Annotated in this window: 24 protein-coding genes, 2 tRNA genes and 2 rRNA genes (1 of these 28 cut by a window edge); 11 read left to right on the top strand and 17 right to left on the bottom strand. The window is 38.9% G+C overall.

Annotated features, from left to right (window positions below; genetic code table 11):
• A protein-coding gene (locus D9V35_RS09240; protein ID WP_155566137.1) for an HU family DNA-binding protein crosses the window boundary here: on the bottom strand, positions 1-78 show its start. 135 nt of this gene lie to the left of the window's left edge; the window shows 78 of its 213 coding nt (coding positions 1-78); it begins with the start codon at positions 76-78; its stop codon lies off the left edge, out of view.
• A gap of 97 nt (positions 79-175) precedes the next feature.
• On the opposite strand from D9V35_RS09240, the gene D9V35_RS01140 reads away from it, so the two are divergent.
• The 5 genes from D9V35_RS01140 (at position 176) to D9V35_RS01160 (ending at position 5,647) form a co-directional block, all read left to right on the top strand.
• Positions 176-2,915 (top strand): 23S ribosomal RNA (locus tag D9V35_RS01140).
• Between the two features lie 120 nt (positions 2,916-3,035).
• Positions 3,036-3,151, top strand: a 5S ribosomal RNA gene (rrf, locus tag D9V35_RS01145).
• Between the two features lie 185 nt (positions 3,152-3,336).
• Positions 3,337-3,413, top strand: a tRNA-Met gene (locus tag D9V35_RS01150).
• A gap of 173 nt (positions 3,414-3,586) precedes the next feature.
• Positions 3,587-4,996 carry a carbohydrate porin gene (locus D9V35_RS01155; RefSeq protein WP_122122953.1) on the top strand — a complete coding sequence of 470 codons (1,410 nt, stop codon included), beginning with the start codon at positions 3,587-3,589 and terminating at the stop codon, positions 4,994-4,996.
• 186 nt (positions 4,997-5,182) lie between these two features.
• Positions 5,183-5,647, top strand: a complete 465-nt coding sequence (locus D9V35_RS01160; RefSeq protein ID WP_122122954.1) for a hypothetical protein — start codon at positions 5,183-5,185, stop codon at positions 5,645-5,647.
• A gap of 4 nt (positions 5,648-5,651) precedes the next feature.
• Here the strand turns inward: D9V35_RS01160 and D9V35_RS01165 are convergent, their stop codons facing one another.
• On the bottom strand, positions 5,652-6,347 hold the full coding sequence (locus tag D9V35_RS01165) for a nucleoside/nucleotide kinase family protein (RefSeq protein WP_122122955.1): 696 nt from the start codon (positions 6,345-6,347) through the stop codon (positions 5,652-5,654).
• A gap of 259 nt (positions 6,348-6,606) precedes the next feature.
• On the opposite strand from D9V35_RS01165, the gene D9V35_RS01170 reads away from it, so the two are divergent.
• Genes D9V35_RS01170 through D9V35_RS01180 form a run of 3 tightly spaced genes read left to right on the top strand, consistent with a single transcriptional unit; the run spans position 6,607 to position 8,874 of the window.
• Positions 6,607-7,335, top strand: a complete 729-nt coding sequence (locus D9V35_RS01170) for a nucleoside/nucleotide kinase family protein (protein WP_198210485.1) — start codon at positions 6,607-6,609, stop codon at positions 7,333-7,335.
• A gap of 3 nt (positions 7,336-7,338) precedes the next feature.
• Positions 7,339-7,944: a phosphatase PAP2 family protein gene (locus D9V35_RS01175; protein ID WP_110439340.1), complete on the top strand. Its 606-nt coding sequence runs from the start codon at positions 7,339-7,341 to the stop codon at positions 7,942-7,944.
• A gap of 42 nt (positions 7,945-7,986) precedes the next feature.
• Positions 7,987-8,874 carry a hypothetical protein gene (locus tag D9V35_RS01180; RefSeq protein ID WP_122122957.1) on the top strand — a complete coding sequence of 296 codons (888 nt, stop codon included), beginning with the start codon at positions 7,987-7,989 and terminating at the stop codon, positions 8,872-8,874.
• A gap of 7 nt (positions 8,875-8,881) precedes the next feature.
• Here the strand turns inward: D9V35_RS01180 and D9V35_RS01185 are convergent, their stop codons facing one another.
• From D9V35_RS01185 to D9V35_RS01245, 14 genes are all read right to left on the bottom strand, one after another.
• Complete coding sequence (locus tag D9V35_RS01185; protein WP_122122958.1) at positions 8,882-10,648, bottom strand: DUF4209 domain-containing protein; 1,767 nt, start codon at positions 10,646-10,648, stop codon at positions 8,882-8,884.
• A gap of 170 nt (positions 10,649-10,818) precedes the next feature.
• A tRNA-Phe gene (locus tag D9V35_RS01190) sits at positions 10,819-10,894 on the bottom strand.
• Between the two features lie 51 nt (positions 10,895-10,945).
• Positions 10,946-11,158 carry a DNA gyrase inhibitor YacG gene (locus D9V35_RS01195; protein ID WP_122122959.1) on the bottom strand — a complete coding sequence of 71 codons (213 nt, stop codon included), beginning with the start codon at positions 11,156-11,158 and terminating at the stop codon, positions 10,946-10,948.
• The gene (locus tag D9V35_RS01200; RefSeq protein WP_122122960.1) at positions 11,151-12,269 is read right to left on the bottom strand and encodes a ribonuclease E/G; all 1,119 of its coding nucleotides are present in this window, start codon (positions 12,267-12,269) and stop codon (positions 11,151-11,153) included. Before D9V35_RS01200 ends, D9V35_RS01195 begins: the two co-directional genes overlap by 8 nt.
• On the bottom strand, positions 12,269-12,880 hold the full coding sequence (locus D9V35_RS01205) for a Maf family protein (RefSeq protein ID WP_122122961.1): 612 nt from the start codon (positions 12,878-12,880) through the stop codon (positions 12,269-12,271). Before D9V35_RS01205 ends, D9V35_RS01200 begins: the two co-directional genes overlap by 1 nt.
• Before the next feature lie 2 nt (positions 12,881-12,882).
• Positions 12,883-13,101, bottom strand: a complete 219-nt coding sequence (gene infA, locus D9V35_RS01210) for a translation initiation factor IF-1 (RefSeq protein ID WP_110439346.1) — start codon at positions 13,099-13,101, stop codon at positions 12,883-12,885.
• Between the two features lie 79 nt (positions 13,102-13,180).
• Positions 13,181-14,479, bottom strand: a complete 1,299-nt coding sequence (gene hisD / locus D9V35_RS01215; protein ID WP_122122962.1) for a histidinol dehydrogenase — start codon at positions 14,477-14,479, stop codon at positions 13,181-13,183.
• Positions 14,476-15,174 carry an ATP phosphoribosyltransferase gene (gene hisG / locus D9V35_RS01220; RefSeq protein WP_122122963.1) on the bottom strand — a complete coding sequence of 233 codons (699 nt, stop codon included), beginning with the start codon at positions 15,172-15,174 and terminating at the stop codon, positions 14,476-14,478. Before hisG ends, hisD begins: the two co-directional genes overlap by 4 nt.
• A gap of 115 nt (positions 15,175-15,289) precedes the next feature.
• Positions 15,290-16,555 carry a UDP-N-acetylglucosamine 1-carboxyvinyltransferase gene (gene murA, locus D9V35_RS01225; protein ID WP_122122964.1) on the bottom strand — a complete coding sequence of 422 codons (1,266 nt, stop codon included), beginning with the start codon at positions 16,553-16,555 and terminating at the stop codon, positions 15,290-15,292.
• A gap of 14 nt (positions 16,556-16,569) precedes the next feature.
• The gene (dcd, locus tag D9V35_RS01230) at positions 16,570-17,124 is read right to left on the bottom strand and encodes a dCTP deaminase (protein ID WP_110439350.1); all 555 of its coding nucleotides are present in this window, start codon (positions 17,122-17,124) and stop codon (positions 16,570-16,572) included.
• Positions 17,125-17,220: 96 nt separating this feature from the next.
• Positions 17,221-17,361: a hypothetical protein gene (locus D9V35_RS09245; RefSeq protein WP_162988518.1), complete on the bottom strand. Its 141-nt coding sequence runs from the start codon at positions 17,359-17,361 to the stop codon at positions 17,221-17,223.
• Positions 17,362-17,403: 42 nt separating this feature from the next.
• Positions 17,404-18,414 carry a glucokinase gene (gene glk / locus D9V35_RS01235; RefSeq protein ID WP_122122965.1) on the bottom strand — a complete coding sequence of 337 codons (1,011 nt, stop codon included), beginning with the start codon at positions 18,412-18,414 and terminating at the stop codon, positions 17,404-17,406.
• 161 nt (positions 18,415-18,575) lie between these two features.
• A complete protein-coding gene (locus D9V35_RS01240) occupies positions 18,576-19,139 on the bottom strand; it encodes a hypothetical protein (RefSeq protein WP_122122966.1) in 564 nt (187 codons plus the stop codon).
• A 92-nt stretch (positions 19,140-19,231) separates the two neighbouring features.
• Positions 19,232-20,140: a hypothetical protein gene (locus tag D9V35_RS01245; protein WP_122122967.1), complete on the bottom strand. Its 909-nt coding sequence runs from the start codon at positions 20,138-20,140 to the stop codon at positions 19,232-19,234.
• A 184-nt stretch (positions 20,141-20,324) separates the two neighbouring features.
• Between D9V35_RS01245 and D9V35_RS01250 the strand changes: the two genes are divergently transcribed.
• Both D9V35_RS01250 and D9V35_RS01255 read left to right on the top strand, forming a co-directional pair.
• Positions 20,325-21,434: a glycosyltransferase family 32 protein gene (locus D9V35_RS01250; RefSeq protein WP_122122968.1), complete on the top strand. Its 1,110-nt coding sequence runs from the start codon at positions 20,325-20,327 to the stop codon at positions 21,432-21,434.
• A gap of 76 nt (positions 21,435-21,510) precedes the next feature.
• Positions 21,511-22,653 (top strand): glycosyltransferase family 32 protein, encoded by a 1,143-nt coding sequence (locus D9V35_RS01255; protein WP_122122969.1) that lies wholly within the window; start codon positions 21,511-21,513, stop codon positions 22,651-22,653.
• A gap of 18 nt (positions 22,654-22,671) precedes the next feature.
• Here D9V35_RS01255 and xth read toward each other — a convergent pair whose 3' ends face one another.
• On the bottom strand, positions 22,672-23,439 hold the full coding sequence (gene xth / locus D9V35_RS01260; protein ID WP_122122970.1) for an exodeoxyribonuclease III: 768 nt from the start codon (positions 23,437-23,439) through the stop codon (positions 22,672-22,674).
• A 338-nt stretch (positions 23,440-23,777) separates the two neighbouring features.
• On the opposite strand from xth, the gene D9V35_RS01265 reads away from it, so the two are divergent.
• Positions 23,778-24,953, top strand: coding sequence for a deoxyguanosinetriphosphate triphosphohydrolase (locus D9V35_RS01265; protein WP_110439357.1), 1,176 nt, complete (start codon positions 23,778-23,780; stop codon positions 24,951-24,953).
• Positions 24,954-25,042: the final 89 nt, after the last annotated feature.

Genomic DNA, 25,042 nt, shown 5'->3' on the forward strand with positions numbered 1-25,042 from the left:
CGGGACGTGTTTCGGGTTGATGATTGAGAGATGGTTGGCCTGTCCGGGTTTTTGATGATGATACGGAATGTCTTTCATATTGTTTCATGGATGGATAAAGAGAGTGATGAACGTCACTGCATGGCTTTTATCGGTTTGTGGATATGAAGTGGCTGATATGAGTGTATGTGTGACAAGTAAGAGCGAAAAGAGCATTTGGTGGATGCCTTGGCATCAGGAGGCGAAGAAAGACGTAGCACGCTGCGAAAAGCCACGGGGAGTTGCGAGCAAACTTTGATCCGTGGGTATCTGAATGGGGCAACCCCCCTCGCATGAGGGATCATGCACTGAATACATAGGTGCATGAGGCGAACCCGGAGAACTGAAACATCTAAGTATCCGGAGGAAAAGACATCAACCGAGATTCTGCTAGTAGTGGCGAGCGAACGCGGAGCAGGCCAGTGGCTTTGAAAAGGTAAGTAGAATGGCATTGAAAGGCCAGTCAGAGAGGGTGATAACCCCGTATACGTAATATTTTTGAAGTCCTTGAGTAGGGCGGGACACGTGAAATCCTGTCTGAACATGGGGGGACCTCCCTCCAAGCCTAAATACTCCCTGGTGACCGATAGTGAACAAGTACCGTGAGGGAAAGGTGAAAAGCACCCCGACAAGGGGAGTGAAAGAGACCTGAAACCAAATGCTTACAAACAGCTGGAGCCTCTTATGGGGTGACAGCGTACCTTTTGTATAATGGGTCAGCGAGTTTCTGTTAGCAGCAAGCTTAAGCCGATAGGTGTAGGCGCAGCGAAAGCGAGTCTGAACAGGGCGTTAGTTGCTGGCAGAAGACCCGAAACCAAGTGATCTAGCCATGGCCAGGTTGAAGGTGCGGTAACACGCACTGGAGGACCGAACCCACGCCTGTTGAAAAAGTCGGGGATGAGCTGTGGCTAGGGGTGAAAGGCCAATCAAACTTGGAAATAGCTGGTTCTCCGCGAAATCTATTGAGGTAGAGCGTTATGTATTACCTTGGGGGGTAGAGCACTGGATGGGCTCGGGGGTCCCAAAGACCTACCAAACCTAACCAAACTCCGAATACCCAAGAGTATGAGCATAGCAGACAGACAGTGGGTGCTAAGGTCCATTGTCGAGAGGGAAACAGCCCAGACCACCAGCTAAGGCCCCCAAATGATAACTAAGTGGGAAAGGATGTGGGGATTCCAAAACAACCAGGAGGTTGGCTTAGAAGCAGCCATCCTTTAAAGAAAGCGTAATAGCTCACTGGTCTAAACAAGAAACCCTGCGCCGAAGATGTAACGGGGCTCAAGTTATCTGCCGAAGCTGTGGATGTATATCACATGATATATGTGGTAGCGGAGCGTTCTGTAGGTCTGTGAAGGAGACGGGGCGACCCTCTCTGGAGATATCAGAAGTGCGAATGCTGACATGAGTAGCGACAAACAGTGCGAGAAACACTGTCGCCGAAAGTCCAAGGGTTCCTGCGCCAGGTTAATCCACGCAGGGTTAGTCGGCCCCTAAGGCGAGGGCGAAAGCCGTAGTCGATGGAAATCAGGTTAATATTCCTGAACCTGCTAGAAGTGACGAATATGATATGTTGTCAGGTCTTATTGGATTGGCCTGGCTTTTGGAGTATTCCGGGAAATAGCTCTAGCGAATAGACCGTACCCGAAACCGACACAGGTGGACTGGTAGAGAATACCAAGGCGCTTGAGAGAACGATGCTGAAGGAACTAGGCAAAATGCTTGCGTAACTTCGGAAGAAGCAAGACCGGATTTTGGGCAACCATGATCAGGTGGCACAGAGCAGGGGGTAGCGACTGTTTAGTAAAAACACAGGGCTCTGCAAAGTCGAAAGACGACGTATAGGGTCTGACGCCTGCCCGGTGCCGGAAGGTTAAGAGGAGGTGTGCAAGCACTGAATTGAAGCCCCGGTAAACGGCGGCCGTAACTATAACGGTCCTAAGGTAGCGAAATTCCTTGTCGGGTAAGTTCCGACCTGCACGAATGGCGTAACGACTTCCCCGCTGTCTCCAGCATCGGCTCAGCGAAATTGAACTCCCCGTGAAGATGCGGGGTATCCGCGGTCAGACGGAAAGACCCTATGAACCTTTACTGCAACTTTGTAGTGGCATCAGGAAAACGCTGTGTAGGATAGGTGGGAGGCTTTGAAGCATGGGCGCCAGTCTGTGTGGAGCCATCCTTGAAATACCACCCTGAGTTTTTTTGATGTCTAACCAGATCCAGTTAGCCTGGATTGGGACCCTGCATGGTGGGCAGTTTGACTGGGGCGGTCGCCTCCCAAAAAGTAACGGAGGCGCGCGATGGTGGGCTCAAGCCGGTCGGACATCGGCTGTTGAGTGCAATGGCATAAGCCCGCCTGACTGCGAGAGTGACAGCTCGAGCAGAGACGAAAGTCGGCCATAGTGATCCGGTGGTTCCACGTGGAAGGGCCATCGCTCAACGGATAAAAGGTACTCTAGGGATAACAGGCTGATCTCCCCCAAGAGTCCACATCGACGGGGAGGTTTGGCACCTCGATGTCGGCTCATCACATCCTGGGGCTGGAGCAGGTCCCAAGGGTTCGGCTGTTCGCCGATTAAAGTGGTACGTGAGCTGGGTTTAGAACGTCGTGAGACAGTTCGGTCCCTATCTGCCGTGGATGTCGAGACTTGAGAGGATTTGCCCCTAGTACGAGAGGACCGGGGTGAACATACCTCTGGTGTACCAGTTGTTGCGCCAGCAGCACCGCTGGGTAGCTAAGTATGGACAGGATAATCGCTGAAAGCATCTAAGCGAGAAACCCCCCTCAAAACCAGGTCTCATTACGGGCCGTGATAGACCATCACGTCAATAGGTCGGGTGTGGAAGTGCAGAAATGCATGCAGCTAACCGATACTAATAGCCCTTGCACTTACTTGATATAACACACATACACTCATATCGGTCATGTTATGCGATACTGTATGAAACAGGCCGAAATATCCGCTCTTAACCAACCAATCACATACCAATACAACCCTGCAGGGTATATTGGATGACCTGGTGGCAATGGCGGGGTATGAACCACCCGATCCCATCCCGAACTCGGCCGTGAAAAACCCCAGCGCCCATGATACTATGTCTTAAGGCATGGGAAAGTCGGTCGCCGCCAGGTCTTCCAATATACCCCCATGCAATCCCTTGCAATATTCGACAAAAAACTTTCAGTTCCCGCTGAAACATGCACCGCGAGGGAGCGTAGCCTCCAAGTCTGGTCACCACTTGTCATCCTGACATAAGTCCTGGCAGATCACCATACGCCTTGAATACCGTCAGAAAAAGGCATCCTTGTTATACTAGTGCGGGGTGGAGCAGCCCGGTAGCTCGTCAGGCTCATAACCTGAAGGTCAGAGGTTCAAATCCTCTCCCCGCTCCCAATAACTTCCACTCAAAATCGCTATATCATCACTTAAACGAATTTTACTCGTTATATCAGTTTAAAATTTAATTTAATATTTATATATTGCTTGTTGATTGCTTTTAATTTGCAGGTCTGGTTCATTAAAAGAAATATTATTTTTCTGCAATGTCAATTCTATGAAAGGAGATTATGACACAAAAAAAAACTTACAATTCTATTAATCAGACTTGGTTTAAAATTCTTTTTTTGTTTCATTTTAGTTTTTTTTACAGTGTTTACTATTCTAAATGCGTTTTTTCACAGACTTATTCTGATCATGAAATTGATACATTAGACCAAAATGGTAAAAGTGTACCTTACGATTCAGATGGTGAATTATTTTTCCATAAATTAAATGAAAAGTTGGATCCTCATGGTGTGCAGTTTGCTTTAAGCTGGACAGGTGAAACAGCAGGTATTGTAAGGGGAGGACGTAGAAAGGGTGTCGATTATGCACATCAGATTGCTTTTTCAGTTGATATGGATTGGGAGAAAATTGCAGGTTTTAAAGGGTTTTCGACTCATGCGATGATTTTAAATCTAGCTGGGCGTAATGCCAGTTCCGATTATGTTGGGGATTCACAAATTCAGGCCCAGGAAATATATGGGGGTGGATATGACCGATTATTTCATATGAATTATATTTATATTGAACAACAGTTATGGAAAGATCAGGTTAATATTCGTGCAGGACGGTTAAGTGTTGGAAATGAATTTGCATCAAGTCCATTCGCATGTCAGTTTATGTTAATTGCAACTTGTGGTCAACCTAGGAGTATTCAGTCCCAACAAGGTTTCACACCCTGGCCTGGAACTGTTTGGGGGATTAGATTTTTATTTCATTTAACAAAACAAAGTTACTTTCAATTGGGTGCTTATGAAAGTTCTCCATGGGGAACCGGTAAAGGGGGTGTCGCAGGTTTTGACTGGAGTACAAATGCTGCAACAGGTGTTTTTATGCCAATTGAATACAGTTATAACCCTGAATTTGGTAAAGATAAGTTAACGGGATATTATCATATAGGTGCTGGTCTTGATACCAGTCGTTTTCAAACCTGGTCTGCACAGGCTGTAAATGGAAATAAAAAAGATCATCGCAGTCAATTTTGGGTTATGATGGATCAGATGATTTTTCGTAATGACCCCAAGAAAGATCATGGATTATATTTAATTTTGAATTATGGACATGATTCAACAACAACTTCTACATTTAAGGATCTTTATAATGTAGGTTTTATTAATAAGGGATTTTGGAAAAAAAGACCCTATGATCAAATAGGCTTCATGTTTACCTATTATACAGTGCCTAAGAGTTTAAAACATGCACAAAAATATCAAATGACGCAATTGTCTTCCCCTTTTAATGCAAAGGTTTTGTCATTATTGAATGGTGCACCCGCAGCACAGACAAATTCTGCTTTGTTTGAATTGAATTATGGTATTTCTGCTTATCGGGGTGTTATGGTCATGCCAGTTGTCGAATATTTTCATCATGTTGCTGCCACTAAAGCCTACAAAGATGCTTTTGTTATTGGATTAAAAACCAATATTAATTTTTAGAAAATTTATTCAGAGGTTTTTGTTCAATCTATACTTATAAGATGTGAAATCCTTGTATCGTTTCATTATATTGTAAATTAATGAATAAATAGGTAATAATTTGTAGTGCGTATTTTTATTTTCCCTTTTATATAATGTATAATTAATACAGTTTAAAATTTACTGAAAAAAGGTGGTTTTTCTTTAATGAAACAAAAAGGAAATAGATTGATTTTGGGGATAATTGGGGGATTGATGGTAAATTCAATGATTCCGTTCTTATCTTGTTTCGCACGTCACTACCATCATCACCATGTTCCCCCTCCAAAGACGGTTGAAAAAAAAGAAGATGAAAACACGCCGCAACAAACGATTAAAGACGCGGATTCCATTCCTTCAACCATCAGGCAAAAAATGCAGGAGAATCAAAGGGTTGAACATTATCAATCTTTAAAACAGGAAAACAAGCCCGCCTTGTTACTTCCCAATCATTATACAAGGGGTGATAAAGGCCATTTGAATGCTGAACAAGGTTGGGTGAACAGTAAACGTCAACGTGGTCATCATGATATTGGTATTAATGCACCGCTTCCTCAAACAGCGGATCCAACTCAAAATAAAACACGTAACGTTTTTCGTAGAGCAATGCCGATATATGAACCAAATTATTAAACGTTCATGAAACAATATTTAATTTTTCGGCAATTGCTTTTTTAGCCTGATTAATGGTTTCTTCAATGGGTTGTGTATTATTGTCAATATCAATAATGGGGGCACCATTATAGGTTAACTGTTGTAATGTTCCAATTTTTTTGATCATTGATTCAAGGCGATGATCAGGTTTTCTCTGTTGGGCTGTTTCAACGGTTACGTTTAGCCGTATAACCAGATCGGGTGTATGGTTGATCATCCAGTTATAAAGTGATCGTTCAAGCTTTGTGAGCAGGCGTGTTATGGACGACGCTGGGTTTTCTGTTGTCAGATCAGGTCCATCCAGTCCACCAATAACGGCAACTTGGGGAAATCGGTCAGTAAGAATGTAAAAGCCTTGCTTACGCAGTGAAAGCATCCTGTAAAAGCGATAAACGCGACGTAGAGACATTATGAATATTCCCAATGCCAATAATGCGTTCGGCCCTTCTTTTGATTTAGCCTGTTTATTGGTCTTGGTAATATTTTTATCAAGTTTTTTCCCTAGAAACGGAAGTTTAATCAGACGTCTTCTTATATTTCCCGTTTGTCTTCCCAAGTGGCATAATTTTGTAGGATGAATTGAATTCAACCAGCGTTCCAATTCCAGACAGACTGTTGTTTTGCCAGATCCGTCGCACCCAATAATAGCAATAATCGGTGGCGTAGAAGATTGTGTCATAAATTATATATCTCTTGGTTATTTAAATGGGATATCGTAATCTTTCTATATTTCAATAGATTACGGTCAAATTTGATTTGTTAGTCAATGAAAACTGTATTATAAGACAACCTTTCCTAGTCTGTTAGGTTGGAAATTCCTTGGAATTTTTCAGTATAGAATCAGTAACTTAAAGCAAATCAGACTTTGAGTTAAAACTTGTGTTCCAAAGATATCCATAATTATATACATAAATCTGTTATATTTTAGAAGATTATATATGCATAAAAAAAGATCAACTGAAAATCAGGGCCCATTAATTGCATTAGTCGGTTGTGATGGATCAGGAAAATCAACATTAAGTTTTGATCTTGCTGAAGCATTAAATCAAGAGCGATCTGCAAAGTGCTGTTATTTGGGCCAAGGATCAGGAAATATTGGTCGAAAGATCAGTCAATTCAGATTTGGGGGAAAAATACTTGGACGTATAATCGATAAGAAAGCGGGAACGGCCCGTACCAAGGGAAAAAAAATTCCTGGTGTTTTAACGGCCTTGGTTATTTTCTTTTTTTCCTGTGTTCGTTTTCTTAATTTTAAAAAAATGTTGAAATTAAGAAAACAGGGGGTTTTGATTATTGCGGATCGCTATCCTCAGACAGATGTTGTAGGATTTTATGACGGACCCGGTTTGTCAGCTGCACATACGCAAAACCGTTTTATCCAGTTTCTTGTTAAAACAGAATACAGGCTTTATGATTACATGGCTTCCATAAAACCGGACTTGATAATTCGGTTGAACATTGATGTTGATACCGCATATCAACGTAAACAGGATCACGATTACAATTTGTTAAAAATCAAAGTGGAAGCCACTCAAAAATTAAAATTCAGAGGGGCACCAATTGTTGATATTGATGCTTCTTTGCCTTATAAAGAAGTTTATGAAACAGCTATGCGGGCAATTAGGAAAGTAGAAATTGCATATAGCGAAGGGAAAATAAGGAATTAATTATTGTTCAATCATAAAATGCTATTTTTAATAGGTTTTATTTTTCTTTTATTTGCTGTTTTTTTATTCCTTTGCACAGATCTGGATCAGAAACTCAATGGTGTTTTGCTTTCTGATCATGACAGTAGCTTGATTTATTGGAATAGACTTGTATCTAAATCGGGTTCATTTGCGGTTGTTCTTCCCTTAAGCTTAATATTCATATTATGGGTCTGGATTCATCGTTCGCATCGAGACGCGGTTTGGCTGTTTGTAATCTTGATTTCAGCGCGTCTGGTTTTTCTTTTAATGAAAAATATAATTGTTAGAGCAAGGCCCGCTTTTCCATTTTCTCATATTCATGCGACAACCGCCAGTTTTCCAAGTGGACATGCAGTCAATGGACTGATGTTTGTGTTGATTATATTATACTGTTTAAGAAATTATAGTTTGGTTTGTTGGATATCATTGATATGGGTTTTTTTAGTTGGATGGTCGCGTTTGGCATTGGGAGCACATTGGATAAGTGATATACTGGCAGGATGGGGATGTGCGATCATGTGGTTTGCTTTTATGATGGGGATTAGAAATACTGTATTTGTTCAAAAATTGCTAGATTATATTTTATAATCAGGCAGGTTTTTACTGTATTAATTTTATAGCGGAAATATCGTGAATTTTAAATTTTTTACCAAGCCACAGAATATTATACAATTTGAGGGTTTCCATTTTTCTCGTTTTCAATGTGATCAGCTATATGAAATGATTTTGGTGGATGATGAAATTCACCTCAATGTTTCATTACCTGACAAACTTGTATTTGATTATACACAGGATCAACTGATTGACGGTTTTATGATTAGTCGTCAATTATGGGTGGAAGGGGTTATGGAACCCGCATTTATGAATATTTTGCATTCCTTGAGATACTCTTGCCATTTATCCAAGGAAAATAAAGCCGTTTACAAGAAGGTAAGGGCCAAATTCAAACATTTGTGCTATGCATATAGGGCTTTTGATGAACGCCATTGTAGACCGTACTGGCTTGGCAAGATGACGGGTTTATTAGGCAAATTACAGGATGGCTTCAAAAACAGGAAATCTCTCATTGTAAAACCAAGGGCGGTATTTCTGGATTATATTTGGCATGAAAAAGGGTTGTATTTATTAAAACGGGAAGTAAATTGCTTTTTTCCCTGCAACCTGAAAAGCTTTGTAAAATATTTTCGAAAGAGACTGGAAATCATTAAGAAAGAGCTTGAAACACATGTAACTATAACAGCTCATGAGTTTCATAACATGAGAAAAACAATCAGTATGATTGCAGCCACCTATGGTACTTTTGATGTTTTGTTTCCATCAGATTATCATCATCAGACTTTTCAATATTTATCAACAATTAATGGTATGATGGGCGATTACCATGATGAATTGGTGGAAAAAAAATTGAATAAAATTCAAAATTACTATTTTGATCGATTTATGATACCTGAAGAAATTAAGAACAGGTTAAAAACTTTTGCAGGTCGTTTTATAGACGATAGTAATGATTTTTGTTGATCTTGTTTCACTTTATTGAAAGAAAAACCCATTTTAAAATGAACCACCAAGCGTAAATGGATGCTGATGATGATGCTTTATTATCATCTAGTAGTCCATGAGCGGTATTATTACGAAGATTAAAGCCTATTGAATCAATAAATAAACTTTTAAATTCAAAAAGTAAATTTACATCTAAAATTTTTTCTATTTCAGGTGATTTTAAAAGAGTATTCAGGCTATTATATGTTTCAATATTATTTTTATCCAAATTGCTGGTACGAATTTTAATTTTTTTAAGTTGATCTTTTATAATATTTTCGACTTGCGGGCAAAGTAGATAAATAGCAGCTATAAAATCCTTTTGAAAACCTGACCACAGGGCGTTTGCCATGATTTTTTCCCGATTTTTAGGAACAATAGGAGATTTATGACAGATATTTTCAAAAATTTCTTTTGAAAATTTCTCTTCTTTATGAAGTTGGTTCAGTCCTTCATTAATCAATGATATGTTTGTATAAATAATTAATCTATATTTTTCTTGTTTTTTTTCATTTAATTTATTTTTTTCATCGTCAGGTGAGATTTTTGCGATTATACGCCCATCATCACTTCTATAATCTTTTGTAAATAAATTAGAGAAAAAAAATTGATCTGATTCTTTCACAGCATTTTGAACAAGATCTTGATAATTAATACTTAAACCGGTAAAATATTTGAGAGTTTCGATAGGATCTGTTTTGTTTGAAATGTGTTGTACAAATCCTTGAACTGAATTTGTAATATCAATGGGGCCTATATATATTTTACGCATATTTGCTAACACTATTTGGTTAGATTCTTTTAATTTAGCATGAAGGTTGTCTATTTTATTATCTACATCGTAATCGTTTCGATTTTTTTTAGGTATTTTATTATATGTCTGTAAAGCTTCCCCATAAATAGAATAAGCGCTACAATCATTATTTTTATATCTAAAATCTCCATGATATTCATGATATTCGGCTATGTTGAAAAGAGATTTTATTTCATTTTCTCTATCGTGAAACTGTTTATATTTACTATTTAGAAATGTTAAAATAATTATTGCTAAATGAAAATTATTTTCATTTTTAAGTTGAATTGCCCCTTGATATAATTTAGGCATTGCAATTTTTTGTAATACATCCTTATTTTTTGTTTTATCTATTAATTCTGCTAATATTAATATTAGTCCACTGTCATTTTCATTTTTAAAAACATATGTCAATTTAGATAGTATTTTATCTAATTGATTACTATCATTTATCTGTTGACACAAATAAATCGCACGTTCGTAGTATTTGTTCAAATCTTGGAACAGAAAACTTACATTTTTTTTGTTGTCAAAAGTGTAATAAGTGTATGAATCAATTGCGATTTGGGCATATTTATAATTTTTTGGTTCTTGAACAAGCCATAAAATATCGGCTATTCTTGCTTTTAACGATGGTTCAGGAATGTCATTTAATATAAGGCTTAAGAATTCAAGCTCTTCTTTTGTAAGATCTGAAGGTTCTTTAGTACGTCCTAGTATATTTGTAAAAAAAGCCCTAAAAGGTTTATCTTTATTATCAGCATCTAAATACATTAAAGAAATTTCCGCTAACAATTCAAAAATTTCATATTGTTCTTGCTGTCCAATATCTAGTTTTTCTTTTGCAATTTTTTTTAAACTGGAGTGAAGTTTATCGTAAAAAACAGGGTTTTGTTCTGGTTCATATTTCCAATTACATTCAAGAAATGCCTCTCGCGTTAGTTTTGGCGAACCTTTCATTTTTTTAAATTTCTTTCATGATTTTAAATCAAGGTTAAATTCGTTTCGAATAAAATATTACAAACGAAATGAAATTTAATGAAATTAAATTAAAATTGAAAAGAGATCAGTGTTTTGTGGCAAATCACTGCAAACTACTAAATAACATATTTATATATAATTAATTTTTATGGTGCCCAAGGGCGGAATCGAACCACCGACACAGCGATTTTCAGTCGCTTGCTCTACCGACTGAGCTACTTGGGCATCTTGATATTCGCTTTCGGTATTTGACGCGAATCAATGTATACAAAGCATTTACCCTACATTGGGATCAGGATCAAGTCTTTCTTTTATGGAATTTAGCAATTCTTTTTCTTCCTCTTCATTTTGTGGAAGGGATGCAATGCGATAATCCTCGTAAAACCAACGACCTAGATCAATATCGGCGCATCGTTTAGAACAAAATGGTTTGAATTTTTCTTGGGCCGGTTTTTTACAGATAGGACAATGTAACGCAGGTTTATTCATAAGAAAAATCCCATTCTTGAGGTTTAAATGTTAAATCCGCTTTTAGTTGTAGCGATATAGAACATCGTCGTTCAAAATCTTTAATGGCATATTCATCCTTTAGTAATGCCTGATATAAATGGGTGTGAAGTTTCAATTTTAAAAGATGATAACGGTAATGGTGATTGACTGAATTGAATTCCAGCATGACCTTCGCAAGGATCTTAACAGCTTTTCCGTGATCCGAGGTTAATAGTTCATGAAGGGGTGGGCGTTTTCTCATTCGAACGATTTCGGCCAATCCCAGGTGCGTAAATCCCAATAATCGGGGGGATAATGGATCATTGGCCAATGCGTCATTGATGTCCTGTTGTAATAAACGTCTTTTTTTGATTGGCAGACCTATTAGATCAATAAAAATTGCACCTGATAGATTACGCAATTTTATTTGATGCAATAATGGTGGCAAAGCGATACGGTTTGCGTCAAATTGCGCCTTTATTTTTGTTTGATTTTCTTGGCTATGGCTTACACTATCCATATCAATAGCGACGAGAGCCGGGGTCGGGGTAATTGATGCTTGAATTCCTTTTGGTAATTTAACGGATGATTCCATTAATGTCTCAATCTGTTCCGATATAGTGCTTGGACAGGAGGTCTGCGCAATTTGAACACGATTATGCAACGAACTTGGTATGATATGAATAAGGTGCGGATCATCAATTATGATTGGTAAATTTTCCCAAAATCTTGAAAGATCTTCTAAAGGAGACGGTCCTTGTTGGATCAGATGTATTTCAGTGCTTTTTTGGATATTGATGGATAGGTTTTTGGTATCCAAACGGACATTTTTTCCATTCTGGGCACTTCGTGAGACTTTGACAATTATTTTATCGCCATTGTGCAGATTTTTGGCACCTGCATTATCAGGCAAAAAACCGGATATGTTTTTACCCAGAAGAATAAAGGCTCCACCTAATGCAGGTAAATGGGCGGTAACCCGACCATAGTAAATGTCCCCGAAACCATCAGGAAATCCAGGATACCACAAGGCATAATCTAAGAGAGTGTCATGATGGGTAACGGCAATATGTATTAGACCAGGCGCTGAAATAACCCAGATTTGAGGCATCAGGGGATTAATCCTTGACCGCGTATAAGCTGGGCTGTCTCAAATAATGGAAGACCGACAACATTACTGTAGCTCCCATTTATGGATTTGATAAAACTGGCGGCATAACCCTGAATGGCATAGGATCCAGCCTTGTCTTTCCATTCATCGGTTTCTAAATAAGAAAAGAGTTGTTTATCAGTTAATCGTGAAAAATGCACGATAGTACAGACAAGACGTGAGGAGATCCGTTGTGTCTTTGCATTATACAATATAACAGCTGTATAAACTCTATGTCTTCGACCAGACAGTAAACGCAATTGTTTTTCCGCGATTTTTACATCTTTCGTTTTATTTAAAATACGTCGTCCTGCTGCCGCAACCGTATCAGCGGCTAAAATCATGGGTGATTCAAGAGAGAGTTCCCTGCCAGCCGATAGTTTTTCCTGTGCAAGGCGCTGAACATACTGTCTGGGCAATTCTTTTTTTTGGGGCGTTTCATTAATTCGAGGATGAACGATTTTTTCAGGATTAATGCCGATTTGTTCAAGCAGTTGTAAACGTCTTGGTGATGCGGAGGCCAGTGTAATTGGAAAATCAGAATTTTCCATCAAGAAAGAGGAATGATGCATTATTATTTAAAGCGGAACGTGATGCGACCTTTGGTTAAATCATAAGGGGTCATTTCAACGCTTACGCGATCACCCGCCAAAACACGAATACGGTTCTTGCGCATTTTACCGCTGGTGTGGGCCAAAATAACATGTTCATTATCCAATTTTACACGAAACATTGCGTTCGGCAAAAGTTCAGTAACAGTTCCGTTGAATTCGATCATATCTTCTTTAGACATTTTTAGTATATATATCCTTCAAGTTAAAACAATTAATTTTGTTCTTACCATAACGATGAATATTGAAAAATGTCCAGTTTTATTTATGTAAACTGTCCAAACGGGAGGAAATACTTAAGGCATGTGCGGTTAAACCCTCAGTTTTTGCTATCGCCACTGCAGCAGGTCCCACTTTTTCAATACCCTTTTCATCGCTTTTAAGGAAAGTCGTTCGTTTAAGAAAATTAAAAACCGATAATCCGGATGAAAAACGTGCAGTACGACTGGTTGGCAAAACATGATTGGGACCGCCAACATAATCTCCAATTGCCTCAGGACACCATTTTCCAATGAATATTGTGCCGGCATGTTTGATTTTGCTGAATAGGTCATCTGGATTTTCAAGCATGAGCTCCAGATGTTCAGGGGCAATCCGGTTGATAAGGGGAATGGCTTCTTCCCAGGATTTCACAACAAGAATAGCACCATGATTTTTCCAGCTTGTTTCCGCTATTTCTTTTCGTGAAAGACTTTTCAATTGTTCATTGACAGCTAGCGAAACTTGATGGGCAAATTCCTCATTATCAGTAATAAAGATTGATTGTGCCATGGTATCATGTTCCGCTTGTGCCAAAAGATCCAGGGCGATATGCGTTGGATTATTATGCCGGTCAGCAACAACCACAACCTCGGAGGGGCCTGCGACGCTATCAATTCCGACCAAACCGAAAACCTGTCTTTTTGCTTCGGCGACATAGGCGTTGCCAGGACCAACAATATAGTCAACGGACTCAATAGTTTGTGTCCCGAAGGTCAGGGCGGCAATGGCTTGTGCTCCACCAACACGGTAAATTTCGGTAACACCTGCCCTATAAGCCGCAGCCAAGACGAGGGGATTTAAATGGCCATCCGGGGTCGGGACACACATTGCCAACCGTTTGACTCCAGCAACCTTGGCCGGGATAGCATTCATTAAAACGGATGAAGGATAGGCAGCGGTACCTCCTGGAACATATAATCCGGCGGAATCCATGGCATTCCAGCGATACCCAAGATTAAATCCACAATCATCCCGGTAATCAAGATCGGGAGGCAATTGTTTTTCATGGAATTTTTGAATTCGTTGGGCGGCTAGATCAAGTGCATCAAGCAATTCTGGATCAATTTTCTTGCAGGCTTGCTTTATTTCCTGTTCTGTGATCCGTAATTCCGTAGGAGACAGTAACAAACGGTCAAAGCGTTTGGTATATTCACAAAGTGCATCATCGCCATCATTTTTTACAGCCTGTAGAATCTCTGTTACGGGTTTTGTTGCTTGTGAAGTGTCTGCTGTTCGCGCGGCAAGAAGATTACAGAAAAATGTTTTAAAATCCGGTTGATTTGTTGATATGATTTTCATGATATATCTTCATTGTTTGGAAGGGTGACAAGTTGGCGAAACCGTTCAATTAATGCATTAACGTGGGCAGATTGTGTTTTTAAAGCGGTGCGATTGATGATGAGACGGCTGGAGATTTGTGTAATCGTTTTAATTTCCTGTAGACCATTGGCCCTTAGGGTTGATCCTGTATCGACAAGATCCACAATCAAGCTGGATAATTTCAAGACAGGCGCAAGTTCCATGGCACCATGCAAATTAATGATATCTGCTTGCACGCCTTTACTGGCAAAATAACGTTGGGTGATATTCGGATATTTGGTTGCAACACTTATCTGTGACCAGCGCGCGGGGTCTTCCAGATTTTTATTTTTTGTATCCGCTAATTGCGCGATAGATAAACGACAGCGTCCTATATTGAGATCAAGAGGTGCATAAATATCCGAATAATCAAATTCCATCAGGACATCGGAACCACAAACACCCAGAGAAGCAGTGCCAAAAGCTACAAACGTTGCGACATCAAAAGAACGGACGCGGATAATGTCAAGTCCAGGGTCATTTGTCGTAAAGCGAAGAAGGCGGCTGTCTTTATCAAAGAAAGCGGGTTCTGGTATAATATTGGCTGTTTCAAGAAGAGGGAGACAATCCTTTAGTATCCTTCCTTTAGGAAGGGCTAAAATAAGAGGGTTTGATTTCACGCCAGGTACAGACATTTAAAGTGTAAGCAAAAGTGGATCTGATTATAATAAAATTGTTAAATAATTTAAGGTTTAACTATAATCAGATCATTGGTATAAAACAAGTTCTCTTCTATGAGGAATGAAAATATTATTTAGTCTTGATTCTTTCAATTTGAGCACCGCAGGCAGACAGTTTTTGATCAACTGCTTCATAACCGCGGTCTAGATGATAAATCCTGTTCAGGCTTGTTTCTCCGGCTGCGGCCAGACCGGCTAGGATTAACGAAAACGAAGCCCGTAGATCCGTTGCCATAACAGGCGCGCCGGATAGGGAATGAACACCACGAATAATTGCTGAAGAACCATGAACATTGATTCTTGCACCCATACGGTTCAGTTCTGGGACATGCATGAAACGGTTTTCAAAAATTGTTTCCGTAATCATGCTCGCTCCTTCAGAAATTGAAAGAAGGGCCATGAATTGGGCCTGCATATCCGTCGGAAAACCTGGATAGGGTTCTGTCATGATATCAATGCCTCTTAAATCACCCGTGCGCCGGACAAGAATGGCGTTTTTTTCCGGAAACACTTCTACCCCAGCCTCTTCCAACGCATGAATAACAGATCCCATGGCATGAATGTCGGCTCCGATCAGGCGCAGTTCTCCACCTGTAATACCGGCTGCACAGGCATAGGTACCGCATTCAATTCGATCAAACAGGATGGAATGTTCCGCGCCATGTAAATGATCCACGCCATCAATGATCAGATGACTTGTTCCTTTACCCTCTATTTTTGCACCCATCGCGATCAAGCAGTCGATAAGATCGCAGATTTCAGGTTCACGGGCTGCATTCAGCAGTTCCGTTCTGCCTTTGGCAAGGCAGGCAGCCATGATTGTATTTTCTGTAGCGCCAACAGAAACAAATGGAAATACAAAGCGACCACCACGTAATCCCTTGGGTGCAGTTGCAATAACATATCCCTGATCAATTTCGATTTCAGCGCCCAAGGCTTTGAGTGCATCCAGATGAAGATTAACAGGACGGGTTCCGATTGCACATCCTCCCGGCAGGGAGACCTTGGCCTTACCACAACGAGTTAGGATGGGTCCTAGAACAAGGATAGAGGCTCGCATTTTCGAAACGATATTGTAGGGAGCTTCGGTGTTTGCAATATCCCCGTGAAAAGTGATATGATGTGGATCCTTGTCATTATAAGTGATAGTAAGACCATGTTGTTGCAGAAGTGCGCACATGGTACGTATATCAACAATACTTGGAACATTTTGCAGTGATAAAGGTTCAGGGGTAAGCAAGGCGCATGCCATGATTGGCAAAGCTGCGTTTTTTGCGCCCCCAATGACGATATCACCATATAAGGGTCTGCCCCCACGGATTAAAAAGCGATCCATTCTTTTTTTTTCATTTATAAGCGAGGGGTAGCGACACCCATCTGTTTCATGTATTTGCCATTTTTATCGGCATAACTGACTTCACAAGGTTCACTGCCCTTGAGGAAAAGAAGCTGGCAGATTCCTTCATTCGCGTAAATTTTGGCAGGAAGGGGAGTGGTATTACTGATTTCAATCGTAACCTGTCCTTCCCATTCAGGTTCCAGCGGAGTGACATTTACAATTATGCCGCAGCGTGCATATGTTGATTTTCCCAGACAGATGACCAAGATATCTTTTGGAATACGAAAATATTCCACGGTTCTGGCCAGAGCAAAGCTGTTGGGCGGAATCACGCATACATCTGTTTTACGGGTTACAAAGCTGCTTGGCGTAAAATTTTTAGGATCTACAATGGCATTGTCGACATCTGTAAAGATTTTGAATTCATCTGCAACGCGGGCGTCATATCCGTAAGATGATACACCATAAGAAATTATTCCCTGACGATGCTGTTTATCAGCGAAAGGTTCAATCATTCCTTTTTCTTTAGCCATCTCTTTAATCCAGCGATCAGGCATAATTGGCATAAAGCTACTCCCTACCCTTTATATCTTTGCGTTTTAATTAAATAAATTTGAAATGATAAACAAGTATTTTGTAAACAAACCTTTACAAAAATTATTTTACGTCAGTGGTTCTCGCTCTTTTCTTTCACGCTGTTGCTGTTTTCTGCGTTTTAGATTCTCGCGTAACGCCGCGGCTTCCTTGTCGCGACGTTGAGTTATAGAATCTTTCAAAATTATTTTTTTTGGCTCACTATTCATAATGAATCAATTTACCTAATTTTTTGAAAGAATCAACAAAGCTTATTTTAAATGTTGGACTGCAAAAGCCGCAGCTGCTCCTAAAAGCCCTGGTTGTGGATAGGTAAGAATTTCAACAGGGATATCAGCCAGCATTCTTTCAAAGCGACCCTTATCAACAAACCGTTCTGCAAAACCCGAATGGGGAAGATAATCGGCTATAAGAAGACCGATGCCACCACTAATTACAACACGGTTGGCCAATTGTACCAGAGCCATGTCGGAGCAGAAAGTTCCCAAATTCAGACAAAACCGTTCCAGTGCAGCCGTGGCAAGATGGTCGGTACCCTTTAATGCGGCCTCCCATAGATTGCTATCGCTGTGATGGGTAACAGGCAGTCCGGCATTTGCGCCAAGCGCATCATAGATATTACCCAATCCGGGACCAGAAATGATTCGTTCTGCGGAAACCCTGCGATAATGTTGTTTCAGGTATCTTAAAATACTGATTTCGATATTGTCACAAGGGGCATAAGAGGAATGTCCGCCTTCACTTGGAATAACGGTATATTTGTCTGTATCGAATGCAAGAGAAGCAACTCCCAGTCCTGTTCCAGGACCGACAACTGTGGTTATTCCTTGAGGACTTTCTTTTCTTCTTGGTCCACAAACATGTTTAAGATGGTCCTCTTGACAGTTGGCGATCGCATGTCCGATTGCTTCAAAATCATTTATCAGAACAAGCTTTTCCAGATTTAGCTGTTGGGGAATAAGGGCGGGCCGAATGATCCATGGACTGTTTGAAAATTTGAGAATATCACCTCGAATCGGACAGGCAATTGCCATGGAGGCTTGTTTAGGCAAAGGACGGCCAACCTTTTGTCCAAAGGCATCCCATGCAAGTTGCAAAGTTGCATAATCTGCTGTTTTTAAAATGGTTTCGCTGTCAATGGTAACGACCTGTCCATTTTGTATCTTGGCAATTGCAAAACGTGCATTTGTCCCTCCGATATCTGCAACGACAATTTCAATGGGAGCATCAACAGGAGTGGAGTTATTCTTGGAGTTGGACATAATAAAAATCTCCATTTAAGAGGATTAAAACAAATAATATTAACAATATTTTTGTTCACATAAATTTGAATTTAATTTAAGGATTTTTAATATTTTTTTCAACTTTTTGTTAAATTCGTTAAGGCATTTTTTGGGTAAAGATTAAAAACAACCTCTTTAGACTATTGCGAAGCGGTTGTGCTCGGTAAGGTTAAGTTAATCTCTGGATGTGTTGTTATTATAAGCTGCATAGCTTGATTGACTTGTTTCAGGGATAAAGATTGCGATGAAATGGGTGTGATCAGACGAGCCTTACGTACAGTAACAAGATTATTCACAAATTTTTGTCGGTTTTCCAAATCTATTGTCGCGGAAAAATAGCAGTTTTCCTGATCTCTTTTCTGAAGAATGAGATTGATGCCCTGTTTTTCTGTTTTATCATTCAGGTAGAAAATAATTCCCGTATTTGGCCAAAGTGGCGTTACGGCATTGAGTGTGATTTTTTCAGCTGAAAAGGAAATATATAAGATTGGTGCAGCTCGGGACATTCTCTCATTCCACCAAGCAAGTGTCGGTGGATTAGATTGGGGATAATATAACCATTCCCCAAATTTTATGTTTTCGCTGGTTTGCCGGGTTATTTTTCGTGTTTTCAGAGTTTCAGAATATGTTGTCACAGAATAGAATGTTGTAAATAAACTCACACCCAGAACAAATAATTGACATGTTTTTGATAAAGAAATCATGGAATACGTTACCCTTCATAAATTAATTCTAGAGTAAAGGTTTAAAACCGAAGTTTAAAGCAAAAACTATGATTTGTTCTGGTTTACATAAATTAAATTTGATCTTTCATCATGGATTGAGCCTTTTGCAAATCCTCTTGGACCTTTTCTTTCAACTTGGGAACGCTTCCTTTAGGACTCATGATGCATAGTCGCCAATTTTTATTTTTATCATGTTGGTCAGGGTCACCGCTTCCCCAGCACCAGCCTTTATCTTTCATCTTTTTTAAATAATCGTTACGTGTTGTACACAATGATTTTCTGGTGGGACTATTTAATGGTTCTGAGGCATGATCAATACATTTTTTGACATAATAATCAGCCTGTTGAAAAAGAGGCACTAAATCTGGAGACATCCCGTCAGGAGGGGTAACAGGTTCAGGATTTGTTTTTCTTGTGACTAGGGGAGGGGGGGCTTTCAGATTTTTTTCCTTGATTACATTCATGAAAGAATTCAATGCAGATCGTTCACCATTCATGTCAATTGGAATTGAGGTTGAAATCGAAAGATTCAAAATCATTGGTGAACTGTGTTGCAAAGCATTAATGAATTTTGTGATGTTATCTGTGTAGATAGCGGTAGAATAGGTTACCCAGCCATTATGATCCCTTGTCTTGTTTAGGGTCACGGAAACTTCCCTGATGTTCCAGGTTATGTAAGAAAGCTTGAATTCCCGATAAGTATTTTTTTTGGCTGTTACATCAAGGGTTATTCTGTGTTCGGAAGGTGTAATATATAAATTTAAATTGGAAGTTGAATTTCTGTTCCAGTTAAGGGAGGCATGATTTTTACCGACAATCACATTCCAGTCATGAAAATCTTTTTCTTTAATGATGGAATGAATTTCCTCATTTTTTATTGTGGAAGGATAAGTTTTAGGATCAGGGGAGGATGAGGCCGTTGAAATATTGGCAAATGTTGAGAGTGGAAAAAAAGTTAAAAGGTAAAATAATTTACGCATTGGAATACCTGATTGCCTCGAAAAAGAATTAATTGCATTATAATATGAAAGTGGTAAAGCAAAGCAAAGAATATTTTTATTAAATAATGTTTTATAACTTCCATTATTTTATTACAAGTAAGGAACAGTAAGATATAATTCGTATTTTTTCTAAATTGTATTCTGTAAGGATGGTATTGTTAAAGTGAAAGCACAAAGTTTAAAAGATCTGGCGGCACGTTCCCCAGTGACTGAAAATTTATATAATCAGCATGGCTGTAATGATGTCATGACGGCATTTAATATCGCTAATCACTTACATTTATACGGTTTTTTAGAAGAGGCAGCAGCTTTTTATCAAGAGGCGATTAATTATCGTAAATTAGAAGCCGAAGCACATCCACGCGAAGCTATATTATTGCAGGTTAAACTGTTATGTTTGGTAAAGGCCGGTATAGCTCTGGATGAAAAAGATTGCCAAAGGTTGCATGAGCTTTCCCCATCCTTGATGAATTATATTAGGGGTGTTGAAGAATATAGATGCGGAAAAATTGATGCTTTACAGGCGATAAAGAAAATTGATCATACTTTTGAACAATTTCATACAGGTGAAGAAATTGATGCTATTAATGTTGGTTTAATTCATGATGCATTGAAATCTGATATTTTCCCTGAGAGAATGGTTAAGAATAAGATTCCTCAATCTATTTTTTTTTACTGGGATCAGAATTTACCGGAGGATGTTAAGGAAAACATTGAGCATCATCAGAAGTTCCAGCATTTTAAAGTAGAGGTTTTTGACAGGGATAGGGCTTGTGAATGGTTATATGGCTATTACGGGCGTGATGCCAGGGAACTTTTTCTAAAATCCAGACATCCTGCAGAGGCTGCGGATATTTTGCGCGTTCATGTCATTAATCTATTGGGTGGGTTTTGGGTAGATGCGGATTTGAAAATTGTTTCTGAAAATCAGTTTATTGAAATGATTCCGGCAAATTATGATGCGGTTTTTTTTCTGACTGAGGGAAATTTTGTTCATAATGATCTTTTTGGAGCCCAACCGCATAACGTTTTTTTAGAAGATTGTTTGTTGTCTATCTATCACAATTGTTATAAATATGATGGTTTATTTATTTCTTATAAAACAGGTCCGGGTGTTTTTATGAGAGCATTAAATAGAATTTATTCGCGTTGTATAAAAGAAAGAAAATTGAAATATCCTTCTTTGAAAATTATGGATTCTTCATTTTTTTCCAAATTAACTGAACAATATCCAGTTGCATACAAACAAAAAGGGACCTGGAGTTCAGTTTGATAGTCAATAGTGGTCTCATATTTGAAATATTAAGCAATTTTAGAATTGAATATATAATTAAGGTAAAGTTAAAATTATGACTGATGATATGAATTTGGATGTTGGTTATGAGGAGATTTTATCTGTTTGTCCCCAAGCTTTGGATGTTTTCAAACATCATGGGGCAAAAGATTTAAATCCCTTGTTTGATATTGCAAACATTCTCTCGACAAATCATTTTTATTCCGAGGCAGCTTTTTTCTATAAAATAGCGTTTGATACCCATTCCAAAAGTCCAACCCAATATCCATTGGCTCATGTTTTACTTATGGCCCGTCAGGTTGCTTTACTGAAAGCAAGTCTGCCGTTAAAGCAGGAAGAACTTGAACAGTTAAAAAATCTATGTATTCCTTTATATAATTTTGTGGTTGGATGGAAACAATATAGAGAAAACAATGATGCTTTTAATGCCATTCAAATTATGCAAAATTGTTATGAGGAATTTCATACCGGTGAGGAAGCCGATACAATCTATCTTACAATTATGATGAATATCTTTAATCCTGCATCATCGATAGGGATTAAAAATAGAGAAGTGGGTAGGGCCGATTTTAGTGTTATTCCCAATAATTTATTTTTATATTGGGATCAGAATCCTCCGGAGGAAATAAGTAATAATTTTCAATTTCTAAAAGAACTTGGTCATTTTAACCTAAAAATTTTTGATAAGGCGGAAGCAACAGAGTGGTTATATCAAAATTACGGTGTTGAAGCACGGCAAATCTTTCTTTCTGCTCGTCATCCAGCTGAAGCGGCGGATTTTTTAAGAGTTCACGTTATTAACTATTATGGTGGCTGGTGGCTGGATGCTGATATTCAGATTCAATCTGTTGAAAAATTTTACTCAATAACTCCTGCTATTTATGATCATGTATTCTTTTTAACGCATAATAATGTTGTTCATAATGACTTTTTTGGTTCTGTTGCGAAAAGTCCTATTCTAGAAGAATGTATGTTGAGTCTTTACCGGAATAGTTATTTGCATCAGGGTTTATTCATTGCCTACAAGACAGGCCCAGGAGTGTTCGCGCGTGCACTGAACCGTCATTTTTATCGTGCTTTGCGTGGAGAGGCAAAATATCCATCCTGTATATTATTGGATCATCAAAAATTTGCCGAGGTTATAAGGGAGTTTGATACACCTTATAAAGGAACAACTACAAGCTGGATGGCTGTTTGAAGAATAGTTGATTGTTTATTAAAATTCAATGACAATGGGGGCGTGGTCAGAAGGTTGGGTTTTGGCTCGTTCCTCTTTATCAATCCAGCAATTTTTTAATTGTTCAGTTATTTTTGCTGACAATAGAACGTGGTCAATTCGAAGACCTGCATTTCGTTGCCATGCAGCTTTGGTGTAATCCCAAAAACTATATTCGATTGTATCAGGATGGAGAATGCGAAATGCATCCGACAGACCCAACCATAAGAGCGTATAAAAACCTTTTCGGCTTTCCGGACGGATCAATGCGTCATCGGAAGAAAGTATATTGGTGGTTAAATCACTGTTGGTGGGGCAAATGTTGAAATCACCTGCAAAAATACAGTTTTGTTTGTCGTTCAATAAGGATTGGGCATGTTTGATTAATGCATTGATAAAATCCATTTTGAATTGAAATCCCTCTTCGCCGCCGGAATTACCATTTGGCAAATATAGATTGCAGAGATGAATGTCTCGACTCTCAATCTCGAGATATCGAGCATGGTCTTTTGTATTCTGTAGATCAGGTAAATCCGTATGAAGCAATTTATAGGGATGGCGGCTTAAGGTGGCAACCCCGTTATAGGCTTTTTGTCCATGTACGATAACATGATAGCCTAAGGCTTTAAAACTTTCCGATGGAAACTGTGCGTTCTGGCATTTGATTTCCTGTAAAAAGAGCCAGTCAGGTTGTTCTTTTTGAAGCCATTTTTGAACATGGGAAAGTCTTTGGCGAATAGAGTTAACATTCCAGCTAGCAAGCTTCATCAGGATAATCCTTGGTATGAAAAGATACAAATTGAATTCCAGTCAAATTAATCTCATTATATCTTGATGGCAAGAGTGGACAGATTATCCTTTTCGTCTTTAAGCTTTGATTTTTTGTGATTGGAAAAAAGTAAAATTCCGGATGATTGGATTATGTAAAATCGAGAGTGCTGTATTTTAATCTAACATATATATGATTGTAGTCATTGAATTTTGGTCGTATTTTAAAATAAATTGAGAGCTATATACTATTACAATTTTATAATGATATAATTAGAATAATAAATGATCAGGATAATTTAAATTGATTATGTTGGATAAATTTAGGCGTGGCAATCATGAATCTAGCACCTTATGCCGTTCAGGAAAAAACAGCTCGGGGACGATTTTATCCTGAAACGGAGGCACAAGGTCGTAACCCCTGGCAAAGAGATCGGGATCGTGTAATCCATTCTACAGCTTTTCGTGTATTGCAATATAAGACACAGGTTTTTATCAATCACGAGGGTGATTTTTTTCGAACTCGTTTGACGCATTCGTTAGAGGTTGCGCAAATTGCCTGTTCTGTTGCTCGCGCTTTGAAATTAAATGTGGATTTGACAGAATGTTTGGCGCTGGCACATGATTTGGGACATTCACCCTTTGGACATGCTGGAGAAAGGGCTCTGGCAAAGATGATGCAGGATTATAACGGTTTCAGTCATAATGACCAGTCATTAAGACAGGTAACGTTATTGGAGCAACAATATATTGCCTTTAATGGACTCAATTTGACTTGGGAAAGTTTAGAGGGATTAGCCAAACATAATGGGCCGGTTGACAATCCCGACCCTTATTTAGAACGGATTAATCGGTCATATCCCTTGGATTTGTTCAATTATGCATCAGCGGAAGCCCAAATAGCATCAATTTCCGATGATATTGCCTATCATAGCCATGATTTGGATGATGGTTTACGTGCGGGATTGATAGAATTTAAAGATTTGGAAGATCTTCCCGTTGTTGGAGAGGCTTTATATGAAGCAAGAAAACAAATGGAGCAATGTAAATTTAAGGATAGTCTTCAAAAGCGTTTGAGATATGAAGTAATAAGACGGGTTATCGATTGTCTGGTTCGTGATTTGAAAAAACAGACTGCTGATAACTTAAGCGGTTTGAACCCGAAGACGCCAGAGGATATCAGGAATTGTACATATGGGATCGTGCAATTTAGTCCTAAAATTATGGAAGGCAATCAAAAGATTCGTAAATTCTTGTATCAGAATTTATATTCGCATTGGCGTGTCAATCGTATGAGTCGAAAGGGGGAATTGTTGGTTCAGCATTTATTCGAGATTTTATCTGAAAATGTTGATTTGTTACCCAAAAAATGGCAAATACGTGCCTTGGAGGCAGGAAAAAGAAAACAGAAATCAGGTATTTTACGGGTTATTACGGATTATATTGCTGGTATGACAGATCGTTATGCAATAGAAGAGTATCAAAGACTGACCGATTTATCTATTTTGTCGTAAAAATCTAAATAATTTGTTGGATGGTCCAAAGTCTTGTTTAGGGTATGGTCAATTTTATTTTCAGGATTGCTGAATAATTGGGTATGGAT

The sequence above is a fragment of the Commensalibacter melissae genome (assembly GCF_003691365.1).
Lineage (GTDB): Bacteria > Pseudomonadota > Alphaproteobacteria > Acetobacterales > Acetobacteraceae > Commensalibacter > Commensalibacter melissae.